The sequence below is a fragment of the Streptomyces sp. CNH287 genome, assembly GCF_000424825.1.
This window is the reverse complement of sequence record NZ_AUKQ01000012.1, coordinates 21,495-43,883: the sequence shown is the minus strand read 5'-3', so window position 1 is coordinate 43,883 and position 22,389 is coordinate 21,495. Positions and strand designations below refer to the sequence as shown.

The window sequence follows — 22,389 nt, the reverse complement described above, 5'->3', positions numbered from 1 at the left end:
CCCCTCGTCTAGTCCACGACCGAGGGGTGGGACGGGGTGGAGCGGTGGATGACCACCACGCGGTCGGTGAGCTGGAGTTGCGCCGCCTCGGGGTCGTCGAAGCCCAGCAGGCGGTGCCCCCGTACGACCGTGACGACCAGGTCCTCGCACTCGCGCGGGGAGCGGCCCGCCTCCTGCTTGGTGACGGGGCGCTCGCTGAGGCTGAGGCCGGTGCCCTGCTGGATGAGGTCCTCCATCACCGAGCTGGCGTGCGGGCTGAGCATGGAGAGGCCCAGCAGGCGGCCCGCCGCGCTGGAACTCATGATCACCGAGTCGGCGCCGGACTGCCGCAGCAGGGGCGCGTTCTCCTCCTCCCGCGCCGCCGCGACGATCCGCAGCTTGGGGTTGAGCTGCCGTGCCGTGAGGATGACCAGCACGGCCGTGTCGTCGCGCTGCGGGGCGACGACGATCTGCCGGGCCCGCTGCACCTCGGCCCGCACGAGCACCTCGCTGCGGGTCGCGTCGCCGACCACGCCCGCGAAGCCCTGTTCCGTGGCGGCCTTGACGACGTGGTGGTTGGGGTCGATGAGCACCAGCCGTTCCGGCGACGTGCCGGTGGACAGCAGGGTCTCGGCGGCGGAGCGGCCCTTGGTGCCGTAGCCGACGATGACGGTGTGATCGCGCAAGGCGGACCTCCAGCGCGTCTGGCGCCACTGTTCGCGGGTGCGCTCGGTGAGGACTTCGAGCGTGGTGCCGACGAGGATGATCAGGAACACGACGCGGAGCGGCGTGATGAGCAGGATGTTGATCAGGCGGGCGCCGTCCCCTACGGGGGCGATGTCGCCGTAGCCGGTGGTGGAGAGGGTGACCGTCGTGTAGTAGACGCTGTCGAGGAAACCGACCTTGCCGTCGTCGTTGTCCGAGTACTGGTCGCGGTCCATGTAGACGAGCAGGACCGTCGCCCACAGCACGGCGAGCGCGGTGAGCAGCCGCCGCCCCACCTGCCACAGCGGGCCGACGCTGGGGCGCGGCAGCAGGATGCGCTGGTCCGCGGGCTCCCGCTTGGGCTTCCGTACTTTCCGTGCGTTCAAGAGGGCAGGTCCAGAAGCTGTACGGGCGTGCCGCCGGGCGCGCCACCGGGTGGGATGACGGCGAGGTGGGTCCCCGCCGCGATACCGCGAAGCATGGCAGGCCCCGCGTAACGCAGCGGCACCACCCCGGGGCTGGAGCCGCCCCGTTCGGCGGTGCGGGCCACCGGAACCAGGCGGGTGTCCCGGGGATGGCCCTGCACGTCCTCGGTCAGCTCCGCGTGTACGGGCAGCGGGGCGGGGCGGCCCGCACGGGTGCGGATGAGCGGGGCGGCGAGGGTGACCAGGCCGGAGACGGCCGCCAGCGGGTTGCCGGGCAGGCCGACGAGGTACCGGCCGGTGCCGCCGGGCGGGGCGTGGCCGGGGGGCGTCGCTTCGCCGGGCGGGGGGCCGTCCAGGGCGGCGAGCAGCATGGGGTGGCCGGGGCGGACCCGCACCCCGTCCACCAGCAGCCGGGCGCCGAGGCGGCGGAGGGTGGGGTGCACGTGGTCCGCCGGGCCTGCGGCGGTGCCGCCGGTGGTGACCACCAGGTCGGCGGTGGTGGTGCTGAGGGCCTCGTGCAGGGCCTCGGCGTCGTCGCCCAGCCGCCGGGTGACCAGCACGTCGGCGCCCAGCGCCGCCAGCCAGGGGCCGACCAGCGGGCCGAGCGCGTCCCGTACGCGGTCGCCGCGCGGCAGGCCCCGGTGCAGCAACTCCTCGCCGAGCACCAGTACTTCGGCACGCGGGCGGGGCGTGACGGTCAGCTGGTCGTAGCCGGCCGCCGCCGCGAGCCCGAGCACGACGGGGGTGACGGGCGTACCGGCGGTGAGCAACTGGTCGCCGGAGCGGCACTCCTGGCCGCGCGGGCGGATGTCGGTGCCGTGCGTGGCCGCGTGGCGGGGGGCGTCGTCGCGGAGCCGGAGCCGGGTGCTGTGCGCGTGCTCCTGCGCCTGTTCCTGCTCGTACGCGTGCTCGTACGCGTGCTCGCGGCGGACGACGGCGGTGGCGCCGTACGGGATGCGGGCGCCGGTGGCGACGCGGACGGCACAGCCGTCGGGCAGCGGAGCGGGGGCGCCGGAGCCGGAGGCCGAACCGGAGCCCGCGAGGAGGCCGTGCGGCGACGCCCCCGGCCCGGCCGGGGTGAGCCGCCAGGGGCCGGGGCCGGAGACGGCCCAGCCGTCCATGGCCGAGGTGTCGAAGGAGGGCAGGTCGGTCAGCGCCTCGGCCGGTGCGGCGAGTACGTGGTGCAGGGCCCGCTCCAGCGGCAGCGTGACGGGCGGCGCGGTGGTGGCCGCCCGGGTGGCGAGGCGGCGGGCCTCACCCCAGCGGACCGCGCGGAGCGCGGGGGCGGCGGGGGGCCGGGGGCGGCTGGAACGCGCCGCAGACGGTGACACAGGCGCATCCGCTCCCGTGGCGCGAGGCGCCGGACGGCCGGGGGCCGGGGGCCGCTCGGCGCCGCCCCGTGCGGAGGGGCCGGGGCGGCGCTCGGGCGGCACCCAGGGCGCGGCGAAGACGTCGTCCCCGGGCGCGCCGGTCGGCGACGCGCCATCCCGCCGAACGGCCGCACGATCCGCACCTGGGACGGGGCCTGCGCGGCCCCCGGACTCCGTACCCGGGCTGAGCCAGCCGGGGAGGAGGCCGTCGTCGTCGGAGGGTGCGGCGGTGGGGCGTACGGCCTCGGGCTGGGCGCCGTTGGCGAGGGCGAGGGCCTCGTCGAGTTCGTCCGGGCCGCTCATGGCGTCCCCGGCCCCGCGTCCGCTCCCGGCGGAGCCTCCGCCTCCCCCGGCTCCGCCTCCGCCGCCCAGCGCCGGGCGAGTTCCGCCGCCCGGCGGGCGACCTCCGCGACGTCCTGGGCCGATCCGCCGCGCTGCGCGGCGGCGTACCCGACGAGGAAGGTGGTCAGCGGTGCGGCAGGTCTGGCCACGCCGTGCGCCGCGTCGCGCGCGAGGTCGAGCAGCGCGGCGGTGTCGACGTCGAGGTCGATTCCCAGTTCGGTCTTGACTGCGGCAGTCCATTCGTCCAGCACGCTGCCATGCTCCCTGATCCGGGCCCGGGCCGTGGCCAGGTCCTGCCAGGTGTCGCAGTCCAGGGCGTCCGGTGCGTCCGGCGCGGCGGCGCGGCGCAGTTCCAGTCCGGGCAGCAGCAGGCGCAGCGGCAGCCCGTGCAGGGTGCCGTGTCCGGCACGCAGCAGGTCCAGCGCGCGGCGGAGCGGTTCCGCGCCGTACGCCGCCACCAGCGGCTGGTCCCGGCCGTCGTGCAGGACCGCGCCGTCCGCGGCGTCGCCGGCCGTGCGCAGTTCCCGCAGCGCCCGTACGGTCGCGGGCCGCAGGAACGGCAGGTCGGCGGAGAGCACCAGGACTGTCTCCCGCGCCGTACGCCGCAGGCCCGCCTCCAGCGCGGCGAGCGGGCCGCCGCCGGGCGGGTCCTCACGGACCCAGGTGACGGGGCGGTACGTGGCGCGGCGCGGGCCGACCACGACGGTGGCCGACGCGTCGGCGCACGCGGCCAGTGTGCGGTCCAGGAGGGTGCGGGCGCCGACGGTGAGCGCCGGCTTGTCCGCACCGCCCAGCCTGCGCGCACCGCCGCCCGCCAGCACGACGGCGTCGTACGGCGGGCCGTACGGCAGGGCGGCGGACGCGGCGGGCGGGCCGTACGGGTGCGGGGTCACGCTCAGAGAGTACGGAGCAGCACCGCCGGTTGCTCCACGCAGTCCGCGACATGCCGCAGGAATCCGCCCGCCGTACCGCCGTCGCACACCCGGTGGTCGAAGGTCAGCGACAGCTGAACGACGCTGCGCACCGCCAGCTCGCCCGCCACCACCCAGGGCTTCTCCACGATGCGGCCGACGCCGAGCATCGCCGCCTCGGGGTGGTTGATGATCGGGGTGGAGCCGTCCACGCCGAAGACGCCGTAGTTGTTGAGCGTGAAGGTGCCGCCGGTCAGCTCGGCGGGGGAGAGCGCGCCGCCCCGGACGGCGCCGGTGAGCCGGGTGATCTCGGCGGAGAGCTGCTCGGCGCTGCGGGTGTGCGCGTCGCGGACGACGGGGACGATGAGCCCCCGGTCCGTCTGGGCGGCGAAGCCGAGGTGGACGGCGTCGAGGCGGACCACCTCGTGCGCCTCGGTGTCGACGGTGGAGTTCAGTTCGGGGAAGCGGGTGAGCGCGTCCGTGCAGATCCGGGCGAGCAGCGCGAGCAGGGATATGGGGGCGCGGGGGGCGGCGCCGGGGGTGGCCGGCGGGGCGTTCATCGCCCGGCGCGCGGCCAGGAGTTCGGTGGCGTCGGCGTCCACCCAGCAGGTGGCGTCGGGGATTTCGCGGCGGCTGCGGGACATCTTCTCGGCGACCGCGCCGCGCAGGCCGCGCAGCGGCAGGCGGGTGCCGGAGGCCGCGGGGGCTGTGGCGGAGGCGGCGGGCGCGGCGGCAGGGGCAGGGACGGCGGCCGGGGCAGGGGCGGCGGCCGGGGCGCGTACGGCGCGTTCGACGTCGGCGCGCAGCACCAGGCCCTCGGGGCCGGAGCCGGTCACGGTGCGCAGGTCGATGCCGTGCTCGCGGGCGACGCGGCGCACGAGCGGCGAGATGACGGCGACCGAGGCGCGCTCGGCGTCGTCGGTGCGGGGCACCGAGCCGCCGGTCGCCTCGCCGCCGACGGCGCGCGCGTCGGGCACGCCCGCACCGCCGGTGCGCACCGGACGGCGGCGGCGGGCGGCGGGGGCGCGGGTGCCGTAGCCGACGAGTACGTTGCCCGAGCCGTCGTCACCGGCAGGCGCGGGCGGTGCCGCGGCGGAGGACCCGGACGCGGACCCGGATGCGGACCCGGACCCGGATGCGGACCCGGGCGCGGACTCAGGCGGCGCGGCAGCCGCTCCCGCGTCCCCGGGGCTGCTGCCCACCGCCACCGCCACCAGCGGCGTCCCCACCGGGACCTCGTCCCCCTCCGCCCCGTACCGCGCGGTGACGACGCCGGCGTGTGGGCACGGGACGTCCACCAGCGCCTTGGCCGTCTCGACCTCGACCACCGCCTGGTCCACCGCGACCATGTCGCCGACGGCGACCATCCACCGGACGATCGTCGCCTCGGTCAGGCCCTCCCCCAGATCGGGGAGCGCGAACTCGCGGACTTCCGCCATCACTTACCGCCGCCTTCCGTCCAGTCGCTCTCCCACTGGAGCCGCGCCACCGCGTCCAGGACGCGTTCCACGCCCGGCAGGTGGTGCCGCTCCAGCATCGGCGGCGGGTAGGGGATGTCGAATCCCGCGACCCGCAGCACCGGTGCCTCAAGGTAATGGAAGCAGCGCTCCCCCACGCGGGCCGCGATCTCCCCGCCCGGCCCGCCGAAGCCCGGCGACTCGTGGACGATCACGGCGCGCCCCGTCCGCCGCACCGAGGAGACCACCGTCTCCTCGTCGAACGGCACGAGTGAGCGCAGGTCCACGACCTCCAGCTGCCAGCCCTCCTCGCGGGCCGCCTCCGCCGCCGCCAGACACACCGGCACGGACGGCCCGTAGGTGATCAGTGTCGCGGAAGTCCCCGGCCTGCGCACCACCGCGCGGCCGATCCCCGGCACCTCCTCGGGCGCCTCCGGCGACCAGTCGGCCTTGCCCCAGTAGAGCCGCTTGGGCTCCATGAAGACCACCGGGTCGTCGGAGGCGATGGCGGCGCGCAGCAGCCCGTAGGCGTCGGCGACGGTGGCGGGGGTGACGACGTGCAGGCCGGGCGTCGCCACGTAGTACGCCTCGGAGGAGTCGCTGTGGTGCTCGACGCCGCCGATGCCGCCGCCGTACGGGACGCGCACGGTGATCGGCATGTGGAGCGCGCCGCGCGTGCGGTTCCGCATCCGGGCCACGTGCGAGACCAGCTGCTCGAACGAGGGGTAGGCGAAGGCGTCGAACTGCATCTCGACCACCGGCCGCAGCCCGTACATGGCCATGCCCACGGCGGCACCCAGGATTCCGGCCTCCGCCAGCGGGGTGTCCGTGCAGCGGTCGGCGCCGAACTCGGCGGCCAGCCCGTCGGTGACGCGGAAGACGCCGCCGAGCGTGCCGACGTCCTCGCCGAGCACGTGGACCGAGGGGTCGGCGGCCATGGCGTCGCGCATCGCGCGGTTCAGCGCCTGCGCCATGCTGGCGGGCTTCCGGGGCGCGGCTGCGTCCGGGGGGACGGCGGCGGCGGTGGCTGCGGCGCGGGCGGTCTCCTGCGTGCTCACCGGCCGCTCCTCTGCGCCGCGGCGGCTGCCTGGCTCGCCGCCTGGCTCGCCGCCTGGCCCGCCGCCTCGTCCGCCGCCAGCTCCGCCGCGAGCTGCTCGCGCTGCTCCCGCAGCTGCGCCGTCCCGGTCGCGTACACCTGGGCGAAGAGGTCGTCGGGACGCAGCCGCGCGTCCTGGTTGAGGCGGGTGCGCATCCCGGCCGCCAGCTCCTCCGCGCGCTCCGCCGCCTCCCGTACGGCGTCCTCGTCCAGCGCTCCCCCGGCGCGCAGCTCCCGCTCCAGCAGGGCGATCGGGTCGTGCTCGCGCCAGGAGTCGACCTCGCCCTCGGCGCGGTAGCGGGTGGCGTCGTCGGCGTTGGTGTGCGCCTCCATCCGGTAGGTGACCGCCTCGACGAGGGTCGGCCCCCCGCCCCGGCGGGCGCGCCGAACGGCGTCCTGGAGGACCTGGTGCATGGCCGCCGCGTCGTTGCCGTCCACCAGCCGCCCGGGCATGCCGTAGCCGACGGCCTTGTGCGCGAGGGAGGGAGCCGCGCTCTGCTTGGCCAGCGGTACGGAGATCGCGAAGCCGTTGTTCTGGACGAGGAAGACGACGGGCGTGCGCCACACCGCCGCGAAGTTGAGCGCCTCGTGGAAGTCGCCCTCGCTGGTGCCGCCGTCCCCGACCATCGCGAGGGCCACCACGTCGTCGCCCGCCAGCCGGGCGGCGTGCGCCAGCCCCACCGCGTGCGGGAGCTGGGTGGCGAGCGGGGTGCACAGCGGGGCGACCCGGGTGGCGCGCGAGTCGTAGCCGCTGTGCCAGTCGCCGCGCAGCAGCGACAGCACCTCGACCGGGTCGAGGCCGCGCGCGACGGCGGCGAGGGTGTCGCGGTAGCTGGGGAAGAGCCAGTCCCGCTCCTCCAGGACGAGCGCCGCCGCGACCTGGGCGGCCTCCTGGCCGGTGGAGGAGGGGTACACGGCCAGCCTGCCCTGCTTGGTCAGGGCGGTGGCCTGCTCGTTGTACCGCCTGCCGCGCACCAGCTCGCGGTAGAGCCGCAGCAGCAGGGCCGGATCGAGCGCGGCGGATTCGTCCGGCCCGGCGCCGGTCCCCAGCAGCCGGTAGGGCTCGGCGTCCGGCAGCAGGGGCGCCGGGTCGGCCTGCGGGCGCCAGCCGGGGGGCGGGGCGAGATGGTAGGCACCGGGCTGCTCGAGGACCGTCATGGTGAGCACCTCCTCCGTACGGGGGCGTCGGCACCGGGGCGACGCGGACGGGGGCGCGGGCGGCGGCGGACCGCTGGTGGCGGTCGCCGGGCGACGGCGGGCTCCGGCTACGGCTCCGGGATGGACGAAAGCGTGGCGGGCTTCCCTACCGATTGTTCGGTCGCCCGCACACTTTGGCTACACACAGCCCCACGCTGTGGACAAACTGCCCGGTAATACAAATGCTGAGTGCAGGACGTCCACCAGCGGGAAGCCTGAACCTATGCCGGACGAACAAATGGCCAGCCCGCCCCCGCTGCGCACTCCGCCGTCCAGGGCACCGGACGCCGAGCCCCGCCCCCCGGTCCGCCCGCTGGACTCCATCGACCGCGACATCCTGCGCCTGCTGCGCGCGGACGGGCGCGCGTCGATACGGTCCGTGGCGGACGAGGTGCACGTCTCCCGCGCCAACGCGTACGCGCGCATCAACCGCATGATCGAGGACGGCGTGATCCGCGGCTTCAGTGCCCGCATCGACCAGGAGCGCGCGGGGCACGGGACCTCCGCGTACATCACGCTGAAGATCGTCCAGGACTCCTGGCGCTCGGTGCGGGAGCGCCTCCAGGAGCTGCCGGGGGCCGCCCACATGGCGCTGGTGGGCGGCGACTTCGACGTCCTGCTGCTGGTGCACACCGTCGACAACCGCTCACTGCGCGACCTGGTCCTCACCCGCATCCAGGCCATCCCGGAGGTGCTGAGCACCCGCACCCTGCTGGTCTTCGAGGAGACGGACCTCGGCCCGGAGGCGTGACGGGCCGCTGCGCGCCTCGCCCCGCCGGTCAGGTGGCCGCGCGCAGGACCTCGGCCAGGGCCGCGACCGCCTCCGCCGCGTCGTCACCCTGGGCGCGTACGACCACGGTGGTGCCCTCGGCGGCACCGAGGCTCATCAGGCCGAGCACGCCGCGCGGGTTGACCGTGCGGTCGCCTACGGCCAGCTCCAGCGTGCTGGTGAAGCGGCCCGCCGCCTGGGCGAGCTGGCCCGCCGGGCGGGCGTGCAGCGGGGCGGGCAGGACGACGCTCGCCTCGTGCCGGGCCCCGGGATCGGGGGCGGCGGCGCTTGCGGCTGTCTCCGCGCCTGCGGGCGTGTCAGAGCTTACGGACATGGCGGGCCTCCTCGGCGGCGTTCACGACGGTCTCCAGGTCGGCGCCGGTGGCGGCGGTGACCACGGCGGCCACCGCCCCCTCCACGAACGGCGCGTCGACGATCCGCACCCGGGAATCGGGGTGATCCTCCAGGACGGCACGGGCGGTCAGGACGGAACTGCCCAGGTCGGGCAGCACGACGACGCCCGCCCCCCGGTCCGCCTCCTGGAGCGCGGCGAGGACGAGGGCGTAGCTGGTGCCGACGCCGCCCTCCTCGGTGCCGCCCGCGGTGGCCACGGGGACGCTGTCCGACCCGATCTGCTCCGCGAGCCGGCGCAGGCCGAGCGCCATCTCGGCGCTGTGGGACACGAGTACGATGCCGACTGAACTGGTCATGAACGGGGATACTAGATTCCGGAACAGCGTTCAGCAATACCGAATACTGAATCCGCATCCGGACCCGCACGCCGAGATTGCGAGGACACTCCATGGTGCAGGCGGTACAGCGAGCCGCCCGGATACTCCGGGAGCTGGCCACCAGCGGGCCCCGCCTGGGCGTGACCGAGCTGGCCGACCGCATGGGCGTCGCGAAGCCGACCGCCCACGCGCTGCTGCGCACCCTGGAGGCCGAGGGCCTGGTGGTGCAGGACCGGGAGAGCAGCAAGTACCAGCTCGGGCCCGACCTCGTGCAGCTGGGGAACGCCTACCTGGACACCCAGGAGCTGCGCACCCGCTCGGTGACCTGGGCCGACCTGCTGGCCACGCGTACGGGCGAGGCGGTGTGGGTGGCCGTGCGCAACGGGGACCAGATGCTCGTCGTGCACCACGCGTTCCGGCCCGCGGGCGCCGTGCAGATCCTGGAGGTGGGCGCGAGCATCCCGTGGAGCACCTGCGCCCTGGGCAAGGCGGTGGTGGCGTTCGCCCCGGAGGAGGACCGCGCGCGGCTGCTGGGCGCCGAGCTGGCGGTGCTCACCGGCGCCAGCGTCACCGACCCGGCGGTGCTCGCGGCGCAGCTGGAGCGGGTGGCGGGGACGGGGTACGCACTGGAGGACCAGGAGTCGGCGCTCGGCGACGCCGGGATCGCCGCGCCGGTCTTCGACCGTTCGGGCGAGGTGGCGGGCGCGATCGGCCTGGTCGGTCCGGTCGAGCGGCTGCTCGCGGCCCCACCGGGCGACGCGGACGGCGCGGGCGGGACGCACGGCGCGGACGGGTCGGCGGCCCCGTACGGCGCGGCGCGCCAGGAGTTGGCCGTCGCCGTACGCGAGACCGCGCGCAGCCTCTCCCGCGACCTGGGCGCCCCGCGCGGCGCCCCCGTACGGCGCGCCTCTTGACAGCCGTGAAACAGCGATTTAACTTCCGAACATCGTTCATTCATGACGAACGAGACCAGGGCGTCGGTCGCTGTCCCTCCCAAGGAGCCCGCTCATGAAGAAGCTCATCAACTCCCCCGAGACGGTCCTGGAGGACGCGCTCGCCGGGATGGCCGCCGCCCATCCCGGCCTGCGGGTGAACGCGGAGGCGCGGGTGATCACCCGGCGCACCGGCAAGGCGCCCGGCAAGGTCGCGGTGATCTCCGGCGGCGGGTCGGGCCACGAGCCGCTGCACGGCGGCTTCGTCGGCGCGGGCATGCTGGACGCGGCCTGTCCGGGCGAGGTGTTCACCTCGCCCGTGCCCGACCAGGTGCTGGCCGCCGCCCGCGCCGCCGACACCGGGGCCGGGGTGCTCCTGGTGGTGAAGAACTACACCGGGGACGTGCTGAACTTCCAGGTCGCCGCCGAGCTGGCCGAGGACGAGGGCATCACCGTGCAGACGGTCCTGGTCGACGACGACGTCGCCGTCCAGGACTCCACGCACACGGCCGGCCGCCGGGGCACCGGAGCCACCCTGTTCGTCGAGAAGATCGCGGGCGCGCTGGCCGAGCGGGGCGCCGACCTGGCGACCGTCGCGGAGGCGGCCCGCCAGGTCAACGCCGCCTCCCGCTCCTTCGCCGTCGCGCTCACCGCGTGCACCACCCCGGCCGCGGGAAAGCCCGGATTCGAGCTGCCCGAGGACGAGATCGAGGTGGGCGTCGGTATCCACGGCGAGCCCGGCCGCCGCCGCGAGCGCATCCGCCCGGCCCGCGAGATCGTGGCCGACGCGCTGGACGCGATCCTCACCGACCAGCCGCTGAGCACCGGCGACGAGACGCTCGTGCTGGTCAACGGCCTCGGCGCGACACCGCTGCTGGAGCTGTACGTCGTCTTCCACGAGGTCGCCGCCGTCCTCGCCGACCGCGGGGTGCGGATCGCCCGCAGCCTGGTGGGCAATTACGTCACCAGCCTCGACATGGCCGGGGTATCCCTCACCGTGTGCCGGGCGGACGCCGCGCTGCTCGACCTGTGGGACGCGCCCGTCGACACCCCCGCCCTGCGCTGGGGCGTGTAGACCCCCTCCGGGCACCGCTCCCCACCCCGCACGACCGACCCGCCACACGAAGGAGTTCCGGTGGACATCGCCCTCGCCCGCACCTGGGTGCAGGCCGTCGCCACGGCCGTCGACGCACACAAGGACCAGCTCACCCAACTCGACTCCGCCATCGGCGACGCCGACCACGGAGCGAACATGGCGCGCGGCTTCACCGCCGTGACCGCCGCGCTCGACGAGCAGGAGGCGGCCGGTCCCGGCGAGGTGCTGGCCCTGACGGGCCGCACGCTGGTTTCCAAGGTCGGCGGCGCCTCCGGCCCGCTCTACGGCAGCGTCTTCCGTGCCGTCGGCAAGGCCCTCACCGGCCCGACCGCGGACGCCCGGCAGTTCGCCGAGGCACTCGCCGCCGGACTGGAGAGCCTCCAGCGGCTCGGGGCGGCAGCCGTCGGCGACAAGACGATGGTCGACGCGTACGCCCCGGCGCTGGCCGCCTTCCAGCAGGCCGCCGAGGCGGAAGGCGACTTCGCCAGGGCCGCCCGCGCCGCCGCCGAAGCGGCGGAGGAGGGCATGCGGTCCACCATCCCGCTCCAGGCCCGCAAGGGCCGCGCCTCCTACCTGGGCACGCGCAGCGTCGGGCACCAGGACCCGGGCGCCACCTCCACGGCCCTGGTCTTCCGCGCCCTCGCCGACGCGGCGGCGGGCACGGCCACGGCCTGAACGCGGCGGCCGGCATGGCGGCTTGAACGGCGGCTCGAACGCGGCAGCGCACGCCGGGGCGACGGCCCCCGCGTGCGCTGCGCTGCGTCGGCGTGCGGCGGTGTCACCAGCTGACGGCGTCGTCCAGCGACTGCTGCCAGTACGTCACCTTGAGCGAGTCGTCGACGTACACGCCCGCGTCGGGCAGCGTCGGCCGGGCGGACGCGGAGGCGAACTCGCCGTCACGGTCCTGGAGGAAGACGGCCAGGGACTTCGCGGTCCTGCCGCCCTGGCCGCTGCCGTCGGTCGAGGACAGGTTCACCGAGGCGTAGCCCGCCTCGCCCGGGGCGAGCGTGACGACGGCCTGCGGCTGGGACTCCTCGATGACCGGCGGTACGGACTGGGCGTCGCCGAAGTTGACGGCCGGATAGCCGTACAGGTGGCAGGTGCTGCTGCCGGTGTTGGTGACCGTGAGCAGCAGGTGGTTGACGGGGCGGCTGAGCGGGGCCGCGGTCGTCTTGGTGGTGCCGCTCTCGCACGTGACGGCCTTCCCCGCCGCACCGGTCTTCTCCGCGGGCTCCTTACCGCCGCCCTTGGCGCCGTGGGGCGCGGGCTTCGCGCCCTCCGCCGAAGGGGAGTCGGCGGGCGAGTCGGCCGAGCGGGACGCGGCGGCGGGCTTCGCGGACGAGCCCTCGTCGCGTACCCCCGAGCCGTCGCCGCACGCCGTCAGGGAGAGGAGGGCGAGCGTGCCGGTCGCGGCGGCGGTCAGAAGGCGGGTACGGGAATTGCGGGTACGGGAGTTGCGGATGCGGAACATGGCTGAGCCCCTTCGGCGGTACGGCGGATGTGATGCTTGGATGGCCTGAGCCTGCGGGGTGATCCGTCCCAGCCGCCACGTATGCCGGGCAGTTGGGGACGCTGGGACGCGGAACGGGCTCTGACCAGGGAAAACACCAGGCGCCTGGAACGCGGTCCTGGGACGCGCGGGTGCCGCAGGGGGAAGGGGATCGACCGTGTCAGGGGTGACGGGCTCCACCGGGTCCACGGGAGCGGCGGGGGGCGCCGGGGACGCGGACGCGTTCGCGGAGCTGCTGCGCAGGCTCAAGGAACGCTCGGGGCAGAGCTACGGGGCGCTCGCCCGGCGACTGCACCTGAGCACGTCGACGCTGCACCGCTACTGCAACGGCAGCGCGGTGCCCGCCGACTACGCGCCGGTCGAACGGCTCGCCCGGGTGTGCCGGGCGACTCCCGAGGAACTGGTCGAGCTGCACCGGCGGTGGATTCTGGCGGACGCGGCGAAGGGGCGCCGGGCGCCGGGGGCGGGACCGCGGGCAGACGCGGCGGGGACAGACGCGGCGGCGACGCCAACGGCAGGCCCGGCGGAGCCCGCAGCGTCCGCCGGCGGCGGCGGTGAATCCCGCGATCCCGCCGCCAGCGCCGAGCGTGCCGAGCGTCCCGAGCCCGCCGAGCCGACCGAGCCGACCGAACCGGTGGTCAGCGCCGCCGTCCCGTCCACACCCGCGCGGCGCTCACGGCGCCGTACCGCGCTCATCGCCTCCGCCGCCGCTGCCGCCGTGCTGGGAGCCGTCGTGCTCGCCGTGAACCTCCCCTCCTCCGGAGGCGGCGACGGCGGCCCGACGGCCGCCGAGGTCGCCGGGAGCGACGCCGCGCCCCGCGCCGACGGCAACGGCGACAGCGACGCCGGCTCCGAACGGGCGGACGGCGGGCGGCAGTCCGCGTCCGCCTCCCGGCCCCCGGCCAAGCGCGCGGAGACCGGTCGTCCCGCCGCGCCGTCCCCGGAGTCCGCCGCCCGCGACGACGGGCCCGCCGCCCGGCCCGACGAGGGCGCGCCGTTGAACGTCGCCACCCGCCCCTACGTGTACGACAGCCCGTGCAGCCAGCACTTCCTCGTCGACGACGAGCCCGAGAAGGTGGGCCCGCCCGCCGGCGAGCAGGACGCGCCCCGCTGGGCCGGTGCGTACGGCGCGGTCTCCTCGGGGGAGCAGCGCGTCGCGCTGACCGTGCAGGGCACCGCGGAGGAGACGGTCGTCCTGGAGGCGCTGCACGTACGGGTCGTCACCAAGGGCGCGCCGCTCGCGTGGAACGACTACTCGATGGGCGTCGGCTGCGGAGGAAACGTCGAGACCAAGTCGTTCGACGTCGACCTCGACAGCGGCAGTCCCACCGTCGAGGTCAAGAACGGCCAGCGGGACTTCCCGTACAAGATCAGCGAGACGGACCCGGAGGTCTTCTACGTCACCGCCCGCACCGATGCGCACGATGTCAGCTGGGACCTCTCGCTGGACTGGTCCAGCGGCGACCGCCGCGGCACCGTGCACATCGACAGCAGCGGCACACCGTTCCGCACGAGCGCCGGCGCCGGCCGCCCCGGCTACGACTACCCGCTGGGCGGCGGCGAGTGGATCGAGCGGGAGGGCTAGCGGGCGTCCGGGGCGTCCGGGCGGACGTACTCGATCAGGCGGGCCGGGTTGTCGGCCGCGTACCCCTCCCGGACCGCCCGGTCGAGCCCTTCCTGGACGGGCACCAGCCAGTCGGTCGGGAGGCCGAGTTCGCGGCTGGTGCGGATGATGTGGCCGACGGTCAGCTGGTTGGTGGAGATGTTGGAGACCTCGGTGGCGTAGTCGGCCTCGTCGACGACGCGGGCACCCTCGGTGTCGAAGAGCCCGGCGAGCACCGTGTGGAACACGCTGGCGGCGTGCGGCTGGAACTCGGTCGCGGAGACGCCCGCCGTGCCGACCATGGCCTGTGCGTGGGTGAGCCCCTGCCCGGTCGCGTAGAGCAGCGTGAGCAGCGCCATGTCGTAGAGCAGCGGGAGCCCGGGGTCCTCGCCGAGGTAGGTGTTGACGCCGCCGAGGACGCGGAGCAGGGGTTCCTGGGCCTCGAAGACCTTCCGCGGGCCCCCGTGCAGGAGCAGGGTCTCGGGCAGGCCGATCATCTGGGGCACGCCCATGATCGCCCCGTCGAGGTAGTCGGCGCCGTGCACAGCCGCCCAGGACGCGGCCCGGCGGGCCTCCTCGGGGGTGCCGCTGGTGAGGTTGACCAGCGTACGGCCGTCCACGTCGGCGGCCAGCGGGTCGAGCACCTCGTGGACCACGTCGTACGTCGACACGCAGACGATCACCACGGGGGCGGACCGGACGGCGTCGGCGGCGGTCCGCGCGCGCACGGCGCCCTGGGCGGCGAGGGCGTCCGCCTTCCCGGGTGAGCGGTTCCAGACGGTGGTGGGGTGGCCGGCGGCCAGCAGGGCGGCGGCCAGGGCCCGGCCCATCAGGCCGAGGCCGAGCACGGCCACGGGCGCGGGGGCCGGGGCCTGGGCGGGGGTGGCGGGGGTGCTGTCGTTCGTTGTCATGGGGGGACTGTCGCTGGCCGGTGTGCCGCTCGGGTGCCGCTCCGGTGCCGGTCGGGCGGCGCCTATCGTGGAGGCATGCGATTCGGGGTGCTGGGCCCGCTGGCGGTCCGGGCGGCGGACGGGGAGCCGGTCGCGATCCGCGAGACCAAGGTCCGCGCCGTGCTCGCCGCACTGCTCGTGCACGCCGGGCGTCCGGTGACGGCCGACCGGCTGATCGACGGCCTGTGGGGTACGCGGCAGCCCGTCCACCCGGCGGCGGCGCTGCGGGCCAAGGTGTCGCGCCTGCGGGCGGCGCTGGAGCGGGCCGAACCGGGCGCGCGGGAGCTGGTGCGGTGGACCCCCGCCGGGTACCTGCTGCGGACCGGCGACGGGGCCGCGACCGTGGACGCCGAGCGGTTCCGCATGCTGACGGCGCGGGCCCGTACGACGGCCGCCCCGGCGGAGCGCGCCGCGCTGCTGGGCGACGCGCTGGCCCTGTGGCGCGGTCCCGCGTACGCCGACTTCACCGAGGAGGCGTTCGTCCGGCCGGAGAGCGCCCGGCTGGAGGAGGAGCGGCTGACCGCCCTGGAGGACCGGGCGGAGGCGCGGCTCGCGCTGGGCGAGCACAGCGCGCTGGCGGGCGAGCTGAGCGCACCGGCCGCCGCCCACCCGCTGCGCGAACGGCTGCGGGCGGCGCACCTGCGGGCGCTGTACGGGGCCGGTCGCCAGGGCGAGGCGCTGGCCGCCTACCGGGAGCTGAGCCGGTTGCTGGCCGACGAGCTGGGCGTCGATCCGGGGCCCGAACTGGCCGCGCTGCACGCGGCGATGCTCCGCCAGGAGCCCGCCCTCAGCCCCGGCGCCGGCACCGGCCCCGCCCCGTACGCCGCCGCACCGACCGGCGCCGCGCCGCCTTGGCCCACGAACCTGCCCGCCCCGCTCTCCGGACTGATCGGCCGCGAAGCCGCCCTCGCCGGGGTACGGGAACTGCTCGGGCGGGGCAGGCTGATCACCCTCACCGGCCCGGGCGGCGTCGGCAAGACCCGGCTCGCGCTGGCAGCAGCCGCCGAGGCGGCCGAGCCCCACACGCCCGAGGGCCCGCACGGCCCGTACGAGGACGGCGTGTGGCTGGCCGAACTCGCCGCGCTGGAGCGGACGTCGGACGTGCCCCGGGTCGCGCGGGCGCTGGCGACCGTCCTCGGCCTGCGGGACGAGGGCCGCACCACGACGGCCGACCAGCTGGCCGACGCGCTGCGCACCCGCCGGATGCTGCTGGTCCTGGACAACTGCGAGCACGTGATCGGCCCGGTCACCGAGCTGACCGAGGCGCTGCTGCGGACGGCACCAGGACTGCGCGTGCTGGCCACCAGCCGCGCGCCGCTGGAGATCCCCGGCGAACTGCTGTGTCCGGTGCCGCCGTTGGAGACCCCGCCGCCGGGCGCGCCGCACGGGGCGCTGCGGGAGTCGGCCGCCGTACGGCTGTTCACCGTACGGGCCGCCGCCGCGGCGCCCGGGTTCACCGTCGACGAGGACAACGCCGCCGCGGTGGCCGCCGTCTGCCGCCGGCTGGACGGGCTGCCGCTCGCGCTGGAGCTGGCGGCCACCCGGATGCGGATGTTCGGCGCGGCCGAACTGGCCGACCGGCTGGACGACCGCTTCCCGGTGCTGTCCGGCGGGCGGCGCGCCGCCCCGGCGCGGCAGCAGACTCTGCGCGGCGTGATCGACTGGAGCTGGGAGCTGCTGACCGGAGCCGAACGGACCGTGCTGCGCAGGCTGTCCGTGCACGCGGACGGCTGCACGCTGGAGGCGGCCGAGGCGGTGTGCGCGGGCGACGGGGTGCGGCGGGAGGAGGTCCTCGGACTGCTGGGGCAGCTGGTGGACCGCTCGCTGGTCGTGGCGGTGGCCGGAGCCCCGGCACGGTACCGGCTGCTGGAGTCCGTACACGCCTACGCACGCGAACGGCTGGCGGAGTGCGCGGTGCCGGGCGAGGCCGAGCGGGTACGGGCGCGGCACCACCGCTACTACGTGGAGTGGGCCGAGCGGGCGGAGCCCCGGCTGCGCGGCCACGGGCAACGCGACTGGCTGCGCCGTCTGGACGCCGAGACCGCCAACCTGCGGGCGGCCCTGGACGGCCTGGCGGCGCGCGGCACCGGCGAGGACGCGGCGGAACTCGCGCTGCGGCTGGTGAACGCGCTGTCCTGGTACTGGTACCTGCGCGGCCGGCTCGGCGAGGCGCGCGGCGCGCTGGACCTGGCGCTGGCGCTGGACGTGCCCGCGCCCGTGCCCACCCCCGTACCGGACCTGCGCGCGCGGGCCCGCGCCTGGCGCGCGGGCATCGCGCTGCTCATCCTGGACGGCGCCGACCGCGCCCCGCTGGAGCGGGTCCCGGAGTTCCCGGCAGCCGTCACCGATCCGGCCGCGCGTGCCATGGCGCAGTGGTTCCTCGGCTTCGCGCACACCGGCTTCGGCGATCCCGCCGTCAGCCGGGACCTGATCGACCGCGCCCACGCCGGGTTCACCGCCCTCGGCGACCCGTGGGGTACGGCCGCCGCGCTGAGCGTACGGGCGTCGCAGCTGCACGCGTCCGGCGCCGACACCGCGCTGCGGGACAGCGGACGGAGCCTGGCCCTGTTCGAACAGGTCGGCGACGGCTGGGGGATGCTCCGGGCGATGCGCGTGCGGCGCGGACTGGTCGAGATCGCCGGGGACTACGCGGCAGCCGAACGCCTGGACCGGGACGGCCTGCGCATCGCCGAGGAGCTGGGCCTGTCCTCCGAGATCACTGCCCTGCTCTCCCGCACCGGCCGCACCGCGCTGCTGCGCGGCGACCTCGCCAAGGCCGAGGAGTACCACGAGCGCGCCCGCCGACTGGCCGTACACCACGCCGACCAGCGGGCCCGGGAGGTCGCCGAGGTCGGCCTCGCCCTGGGCGCCCGGCGGCAGGGCAGGCTGGCGGTGGCCGAGGCGCACCTGCGCGAATGGCTGGCCTGGTGCCGCCAGTGGGAGGGCGCCCCGGGCGTCGCGCTGATCCTGGCCGAACTGGGCTTCGTGGCCGAGCTGCGCGGCGACACCGCCGCCGCGACCGCGCTGCACGAGGAGGGCCTCACGACGGCGCGCGGCACCGGTGACGTCCGCGCGGTGGCGCTCGCGCTGGAGGGGACGGCGGGGGCGCGCGCGCTGGCCGGCCGGTACGACGAGGCGGCCCGGCTGCTGGGCGCGGCCGAGGCCGCCCGGGAGTCGGTGGGGGCGCCGTTGCCGCCGGGGGAGCGCGGTGACGTCGAGCGGATCGGCGACACGCTGCGGACGGCGCTCGGCGAGCGCGCGTACGCCGCGCAGTTGGCGCAGGGGCGGGCGCAGGGCGCGGGCGACTGGCTTACGCTGCCGCGATGAAGCAGATCTCCGAACCACCCATGACGCGCGTGACCGTGGCCTACTCCGCCGCCCTGGCCGACGCCTTCGCCCGCGGGCGGTTCGCGCTCGCCCTGCACCCGGCCCTCGCGGCGGTGCCGAAGAAGCGGGCGGGGGAGGCGGTCACCCGGTTCCAGCGGATAGAGGAGCCGGTGGTCGTCGGGGACCGTGCGGACTGCGCGGTCGTGCACCTTGAGATCGCGACTCCTCTCAGGCTCTCGGACGAGCACCGCGCGCTGGCACGTATCGCCGTCGAACAGGTCCGCGCACACCTGGGCGAGAGCACCGTGCCGGTGCACATCGCGGCGGAGGTCGTGGAGATGAACGCCTACGGCGGGGCGGAGCACTGGCGCCCGTGACACCCGATGCGCCACCCTGACATCAAAGATGTGCCACCCTGACATCACAATGGCACATCATTGATGTCCGTACATTTTCCCAGCTCAGGGCCGCCTCACGGAGATCATCCTCAAGTCGCATCTCGAAACGACTTGCATATGGCACCACAATGGCGCCATCATGGCGTCATGGACCTCACGCCGTATGTCGACACCCTTCGCCGCGAGCTGGCGGTGGCCGCCGAAGCGGGCGGCGAGGAAGCCCGCGAGCTGGCCGAGCGGCTCACCGCCCCTCTGGAGTCGGCGACCCGCCTGACGATGCTCCACGTGCTCTCCGCCGCGATGGACGAGATCACCCGCGACCTCGCCCCCGGCTCGGTCGACGTACGGCTGCGCGGGCTCGACCCCGACTTCGTGGTCACCCGGCCCGCGGGCGACGAGGCGTACGAGGGCGAGCGCGCCCCCGCCGAGCCGCTCAAGGCGCCGGCCCCCGACCCGGCACCGGCCGACGGCGACGACGGCGGCACCGCCCGCGTCAACCTGCGGCTGCCCGCCCACCTCAAGGGGCGCGCCGAGGAGGCCGCGAGCCGCGAGGGCCTGTCGGTCAACGCCTGGCTGGTACGGGCCGTCTCGGCCGCGGTCGAGGGCGGCGCCCCGCCCCGTACGGCGGAGCGGACGCGCGCCACCCGCACCGGCGGGCAGAGCTTCACGGGCTGGGTGCGTTAGCGCCCCGCCCCGCACCCGCACCACGTCCCACCGCGCCCCACCAGCAGCGACACCACCCAGACCCAGGAGGACGGGACAGCCATGCCTTCTTTCGACACCCCCTCGACGATCTCCGCCACCGCCCATGTGACGGCCGGCTCCATCCGGTTCATCACCGCCGAACGGCTCGACACCCTCGTCCAGGTGCGCCCCCGCGACCCGAAGCGGGACCAGGACGTGAAGGCCGCCGAGCAGACCGAAGTGCGCTGTGCGGGCGGCCTGTTGACCGTCCGTACGCCCAAGCCGCGCTACCTCGTGGGGCGCACGGGCATCGTGGACGTGACGGTCGAACTGCCCACGGGCTCACAGGTGGAGGTGACCGGCGCCTGGACCCAGATGCACGGCGAGGGACGGCTCGGCGAGGTGCGGGCCAAGATCTCCTCGGGCGATGTCCGCCTCGACACCACCGGGCCGCTGCACCTGGACACGGCACACGGCAGCGTCACCGTGGACCGCGTTGCGGGGTCCGCCGAGATCTCCACCAGCTCCGGCAGCCTGCGCGTCGGCACCGTCGACGGCCCGGCCGTACTGAAGAACTCGCACGGCACCACGACCGTCGGCCACATCCTGGGCGATCTGCGCGTGAGGGGCGCCAAGGGCGACGTCATCATCGAGCGCGCCGAGGGCTCCGTCGCCGCCACCACCGCGTACGGCACCCTGCGCCTCGACGAAGTCGCGCGCGGGAGCGTGCAGTTGGAGACCTCCTACGGTGCCATCGAGATCGGCATCCGCGAGGGCACGGCCGCCTGGCTCGACGCCATCTCGGGCTCCGGCCAGGTGCACAGCACGCTGGACGTCTCCGACGGCCCGGACAAGACCGAGAACACCGTCGAGATCAAGGCCCGCACCCAGCGCGGCAACATCGACATCCGCCGCGCCCGCCCCTGACGCCACGTCAACTCACGGCACAGCTGCGCCTCTTCACCCACTTCACCCACTTCACTCGCGAAACGGGAGGGCACATGCCTTCATCTGTCATGCCCATGCCTACCCCTGGCGGCCAGCCCGCCGCCGTCTCCGCCGTGGGCCTGCGCAAGTCCTACGGCGACAAGACCGTCCTGGACGGCATCGACCTGCGCATCCCGGCCGGCACCGTGTTCGCCCTGCTCGGGCCCAACGGCGCCGGAAAGACCACCACCGTGCAGATCCTCTCCACCCTCCTGGCCGCGGACGGCGGCCAGGCCCAGGTCGCGGGCCACCCGGTGGCCACCGCACCGGACGACGTACGCGCCGCCATCGGCGTCACCGGACAGTTCGCCGCGCTCGACGACCTCCTCACCGCCGAGGAGAACCTGCTCCTGATGGCCGACCTGCTGCACCTCGGCAAGCGCGAAGGGCGCCGCCGCGCCGAGGAGTTGCTGGCGCGCTTCGACATCGCGGACGTCGCCCGCCAGCGCGCCGCGTTCTTCTCCGGCGGCATGCGGCGCCGGCTCGACCTCGCCATGACGCTGGTCGGCGACCCCCAGGTGATCTTCCTCGACGAGCCGACGACCGGCCTGGACCCGCGCAGCCGCCGCACCATGTGGGGGATCGTCCGCGAACTGGTCGCCGACGGCGTCACCGTCTTCCTCACCACCCAGTACCTGGAGGAGGCCGACCAGCTGGCGGACCGGATCGCCGTGCTCGACGGCGGCCGGATCGTCGCCGAGGGCACCGCCGACCAGCTCAAGGCGCAGATCCCCGGCGGCCACGTACGCCTGCGCTTCGCCGGCCCCCAGGAGTACGCCCGCGCGGCCACCGCCTTCCCCGACGCGGCCCGCGACGAGGAGCAACTCGCCCTGCGCATCGCGGGCGACGGCGGCCTCGGCGCGCTGCGCGCCCTGCTGGACCGGCTCGACGCCACCGGCGTACGCACCGCCGATCTCTCCGTGCACACCCCCGACCTCGACGACGTCTTCCTCGCCCTGACCGGCGACGGCCGCACCGGCACCCCCGGCGCCGCCAGCACCGCACCCGTGCCGCACCTGAAGGAGACCCCCCGATGAGCAGCACCCTCACCTACGCCGTGCAGGACTCCGTAACGATGCTGCGGCGCAACCTGAAGCACGCGATCCGCTACCCCGCCGTCGGGTTCGCCACGGCCGCCACGCCCATCCTCATGCTGCTGCTGTTCGCGTACGCCTTCGGCGACTCCCTCGGCACCGGGCTCGGCGGCACGGGCGGCACGGGCGGCAGCCGGGACGTGTATGTGAACTACCTGACGCCCGGCATCATCATCATGGGCGTGGCCGCCGGCTCGATGTCGACCTCGGTCGCGGTCTGCACCGACATGACCGAGGGCATCATCAACCGCTTCCGCACCATGAACATCACGCGCTCCTCGTTCCTGACGGGCCATGTCCTCGGCAGCGTCATCCAGACGATGCTCTGCGTCGTCCTCGTCGTCGGCGCGGCCCTCGCGGTCGGCTTCCGGCCGGACGCGAACCCGCTGGAGTGGCTGGCGGCGGCCGGACTGCTGGCGGCCATCGCGTTCTCGGTGACTTGGCTGTCGGTGGCGCTCGGGCTGATCTCCAAGACGGTCGAGTCGGCGAGCAACAAGCCGCTGCTCGTCCAGTTCCTGCCGTTCCTCGGCTCCGCGTTCGTGCCCGCCGAGTCGATGTCGCCGGGCCTGCGCTGGTTCGCCGAGTACCAGCCGTTCACGCCGATGACCGAGACCGTGCGCGGTCTGCTCACCGGCACAGCGATCGGCCACGACGGCTGGATCGCGCTCGTCTGGTGCGCGGTGGTCACGCTGATCGGTTACGGCTGGTCGCGCTCCCTCTTCCACAGCGGCACCACCCGCCGCTGAGCACCCCGCCTGGGCGTGGCCCGGTGGTGCCCCTCCAGGTCAGAGCTGTGGCCGGTACCGCCTGCCGCTGCCTGAAGGCC

At 75.4% G+C, this 22,389-nt stretch carries 21 protein-coding genes; 11 read left to right on the top strand and 10 right to left on the bottom strand.

The genetic code is table 11. The annotated features are described in order from the left end of the window. Positions 1 to 8: 8 nt before the first annotated feature. The 6 genes from H299_RS0113015 to pdhA form a co-directional block, all read right to left on the bottom strand. On the bottom strand, positions 9 to 1,070 hold the full coding sequence (locus tag H299_RS0113015; protein WP_027748767.1) for a potassium channel family protein: 1,062 nt from the start codon (positions 1,068 to 1,070) through the stop codon (positions 9 to 11). After that, positions 1,067 to 2,782, bottom strand: a complete 1,716-nt coding sequence (locus H299_RS33880) for a molybdopterin-binding protein (protein WP_051262417.1) — start codon at positions 2,780 to 2,782, stop codon at positions 1,067 to 1,069. Before H299_RS33880 ends, H299_RS0113015 begins: the two co-directional genes overlap by 4 nt. Continuing rightward, positions 2,779 to 3,714: an NTP transferase domain-containing protein gene (locus H299_RS0113005; RefSeq protein WP_027748766.1), complete on the bottom strand. Its 936-nt coding sequence runs from the start codon at positions 3,712 to 3,714 to the stop codon at positions 2,779 to 2,781. The genes H299_RS33880 and H299_RS0113005 overlap by 4 nt, the downstream gene beginning before the upstream one ends. A 2-nt stretch (positions 3,715 to 3,716) precedes the next feature. Then, positions 3,717 to 5,171 carry a dihydrolipoamide acetyltransferase family protein gene (locus H299_RS0113000; RefSeq protein ID WP_027748765.1) on the bottom strand — a complete coding sequence of 485 codons (1,455 nt, stop codon included), beginning with the start codon at positions 5,169 to 5,171 and terminating at the stop codon, positions 3,717 to 3,719. Then, the gene (locus H299_RS0112995; protein WP_051262453.1) at positions 5,171 to 6,163 is read right to left on the bottom strand and encodes an alpha-ketoacid dehydrogenase subunit beta; all 993 of its coding nucleotides are present in this window, start codon (positions 6,161 to 6,163) and stop codon (positions 5,171 to 5,173) included. Before H299_RS0112995 ends, H299_RS0113000 begins: the two co-directional genes overlap by 1 nt. Positions 6,164 to 6,243: 80 nt before the next feature. Continuing rightward, the gene (gene pdhA, locus H299_RS33875) at positions 6,244 to 7,443 is read right to left on the bottom strand and encodes a pyruvate dehydrogenase (acetyl-transferring) E1 component subunit alpha (RefSeq protein ID WP_051262452.1); all 1,200 of its coding nucleotides are present in this window, start codon (positions 7,441 to 7,443) and stop codon (positions 6,244 to 6,246) included. A gap of 262 nt (positions 7,444 to 7,705) precedes the next feature. Here pdhA and H299_RS0112985 point away from each other — a divergent pair, with 262 nt between their 5' ends. Next, the gene (locus tag H299_RS0112985; RefSeq protein WP_027748763.1) at positions 7,706 to 8,233 is read left to right on the top strand and encodes an Lrp/AsnC family transcriptional regulator; all 528 of its coding nucleotides are present in this window, start codon (positions 7,706 to 7,708) and stop codon (positions 8,231 to 8,233) included. Positions 8,234 to 8,261: 28 nt separating this feature from the next. Here H299_RS0112985 and H299_RS0112980 read toward each other — a convergent pair whose 3' ends face one another. Then, positions 8,262 to 8,585: an HPr family phosphocarrier protein gene (locus tag H299_RS0112980; protein WP_078512726.1), complete on the bottom strand. Its 324-nt coding sequence runs from the start codon at positions 8,583 to 8,585 to the stop codon at positions 8,262 to 8,264. Beyond that, on the bottom strand, positions 8,569 to 8,961 hold the full coding sequence (dhaM, locus tag H299_RS0112975; RefSeq protein WP_027748762.1) for a dihydroxyacetone kinase phosphoryl donor subunit DhaM: 393 nt from the start codon (positions 8,959 to 8,961) through the stop codon (positions 8,569 to 8,571). Before dhaM ends, H299_RS0112980 begins: the two co-directional genes overlap by 17 nt. Positions 8,962 to 9,053: 92 nt before the next feature. Here dhaM and H299_RS0112970 point away from each other — a divergent pair, with 92 nt between their 5' ends. The 3 genes from H299_RS0112970 (at position 9,054) to dhaL (ending at position 11,685) form a co-directional block, all read left to right on the top strand. Further along, positions 9,054 to 9,896 carry an IclR family transcriptional regulator gene (locus tag H299_RS0112970; RefSeq protein WP_027748761.1) on the top strand — a complete coding sequence of 281 codons (843 nt, stop codon included), beginning with the start codon at positions 9,054 to 9,056 and terminating at the stop codon, positions 9,894 to 9,896. A gap of 94 nt (positions 9,897 to 9,990) precedes the next feature. After that, the gene (gene dhaK, locus H299_RS0112965) at positions 9,991 to 10,989 is read left to right on the top strand and encodes a dihydroxyacetone kinase subunit DhaK (RefSeq protein ID WP_027748760.1); all 999 of its coding nucleotides are present in this window, start codon (positions 9,991 to 9,993) and stop codon (positions 10,987 to 10,989) included. Between the two features lie 60 nt (positions 10,990 to 11,049). Next, positions 11,050 to 11,685, top strand: coding sequence for a dihydroxyacetone kinase subunit DhaL (gene dhaL, locus H299_RS0112960; RefSeq protein ID WP_027748759.1), 636 nt, complete (start codon positions 11,050 to 11,052; stop codon positions 11,683 to 11,685). A 103-nt stretch (positions 11,686 to 11,788) separates the two neighbouring features. Here the strand turns inward: dhaL and H299_RS0112955 are convergent, their stop codons facing one another. Continuing rightward, the gene (locus H299_RS0112955; RefSeq protein ID WP_027748758.1) at positions 11,789 to 12,481 is read right to left on the bottom strand and encodes a DUF4232 domain-containing protein; all 693 of its coding nucleotides are present in this window, start codon (positions 12,479 to 12,481) and stop codon (positions 11,789 to 11,791) included. 205 nt (positions 12,482 to 12,686) lie between these two features. Between H299_RS0112955 and H299_RS0112950 the strand changes: the two genes are divergently transcribed. Continuing rightward, positions 12,687 to 14,105, top strand: coding sequence for a transcriptional regulator (locus H299_RS0112950; RefSeq protein WP_027748757.1), 1,419 nt, complete (start codon positions 12,687 to 12,689; stop codon positions 14,103 to 14,105). On the opposite strand, the gene H299_RS0112945 is transcribed toward H299_RS0112950, so the two are convergent. Continuing rightward, positions 14,102 to 15,034: an imine reductase family protein gene (locus H299_RS0112945; protein WP_051262450.1), complete on the bottom strand. Its 933-nt coding sequence runs from the start codon at positions 15,032 to 15,034 to the stop codon at positions 14,102 to 14,104. The genes H299_RS0112950 and H299_RS0112945 overlap by 4 nt on opposite strands. Positions 15,035 to 15,109: 75 nt before the next feature. Between H299_RS0112945 and H299_RS33870 the strand changes: the two genes are divergently transcribed. The 6 genes from H299_RS33870 (at position 15,110) to H299_RS0112915 (ending at position 22,309) form a co-directional block, all read left to right on the top strand. Continuing rightward, positions 15,110 to 18,400 (top strand): BTAD domain-containing putative transcriptional regulator, encoded by a 3,291-nt coding sequence (locus tag H299_RS33870; RefSeq protein WP_051262415.1) that lies wholly within the window; start codon positions 15,110 to 15,112, stop codon positions 18,398 to 18,400. After that, positions 18,397 to 18,777, top strand: coding sequence for a hypothetical protein (locus tag H299_RS0112935; RefSeq protein ID WP_158692321.1), 381 nt, complete (start codon positions 18,397 to 18,399; stop codon positions 18,775 to 18,777). Before H299_RS33870 ends, H299_RS0112935 begins: the two co-directional genes overlap by 4 nt. Before the next feature lie 168 nt (positions 18,778 to 18,945). Continuing rightward, on the top strand, positions 18,946 to 19,482 hold the full coding sequence (locus H299_RS0112930; protein ID WP_027748754.1) for a hypothetical protein: 537 nt from the start codon (positions 18,946 to 18,948) through the stop codon (positions 19,480 to 19,482). An 81-nt stretch (positions 19,483 to 19,563) separates the two neighbouring features. Beyond that, entirely contained in the window at positions 19,564 to 20,409 is an 846-nt protein-coding gene (locus H299_RS0112925) for a DUF4097 family beta strand repeat-containing protein (RefSeq protein WP_027748753.1), read from the top strand. A gap of 74 nt (positions 20,410 to 20,483) precedes the next feature. After that, positions 20,484 to 21,506, top strand: coding sequence for an ATP-binding cassette domain-containing protein (locus tag H299_RS33865; RefSeq protein ID WP_051262414.1), 1,023 nt, complete (start codon positions 20,484 to 20,486; stop codon positions 21,504 to 21,506). Further along, positions 21,503 to 22,309: an ABC transporter permease gene (locus H299_RS0112915; RefSeq protein WP_027748752.1), complete on the top strand. Its 807-nt coding sequence runs from the start codon at positions 21,503 to 21,505 to the stop codon at positions 22,307 to 22,309. Before H299_RS33865 ends, H299_RS0112915 begins: the two co-directional genes overlap by 4 nt. Positions 22,310 to 22,389 lie beyond the last annotated feature (80 nt).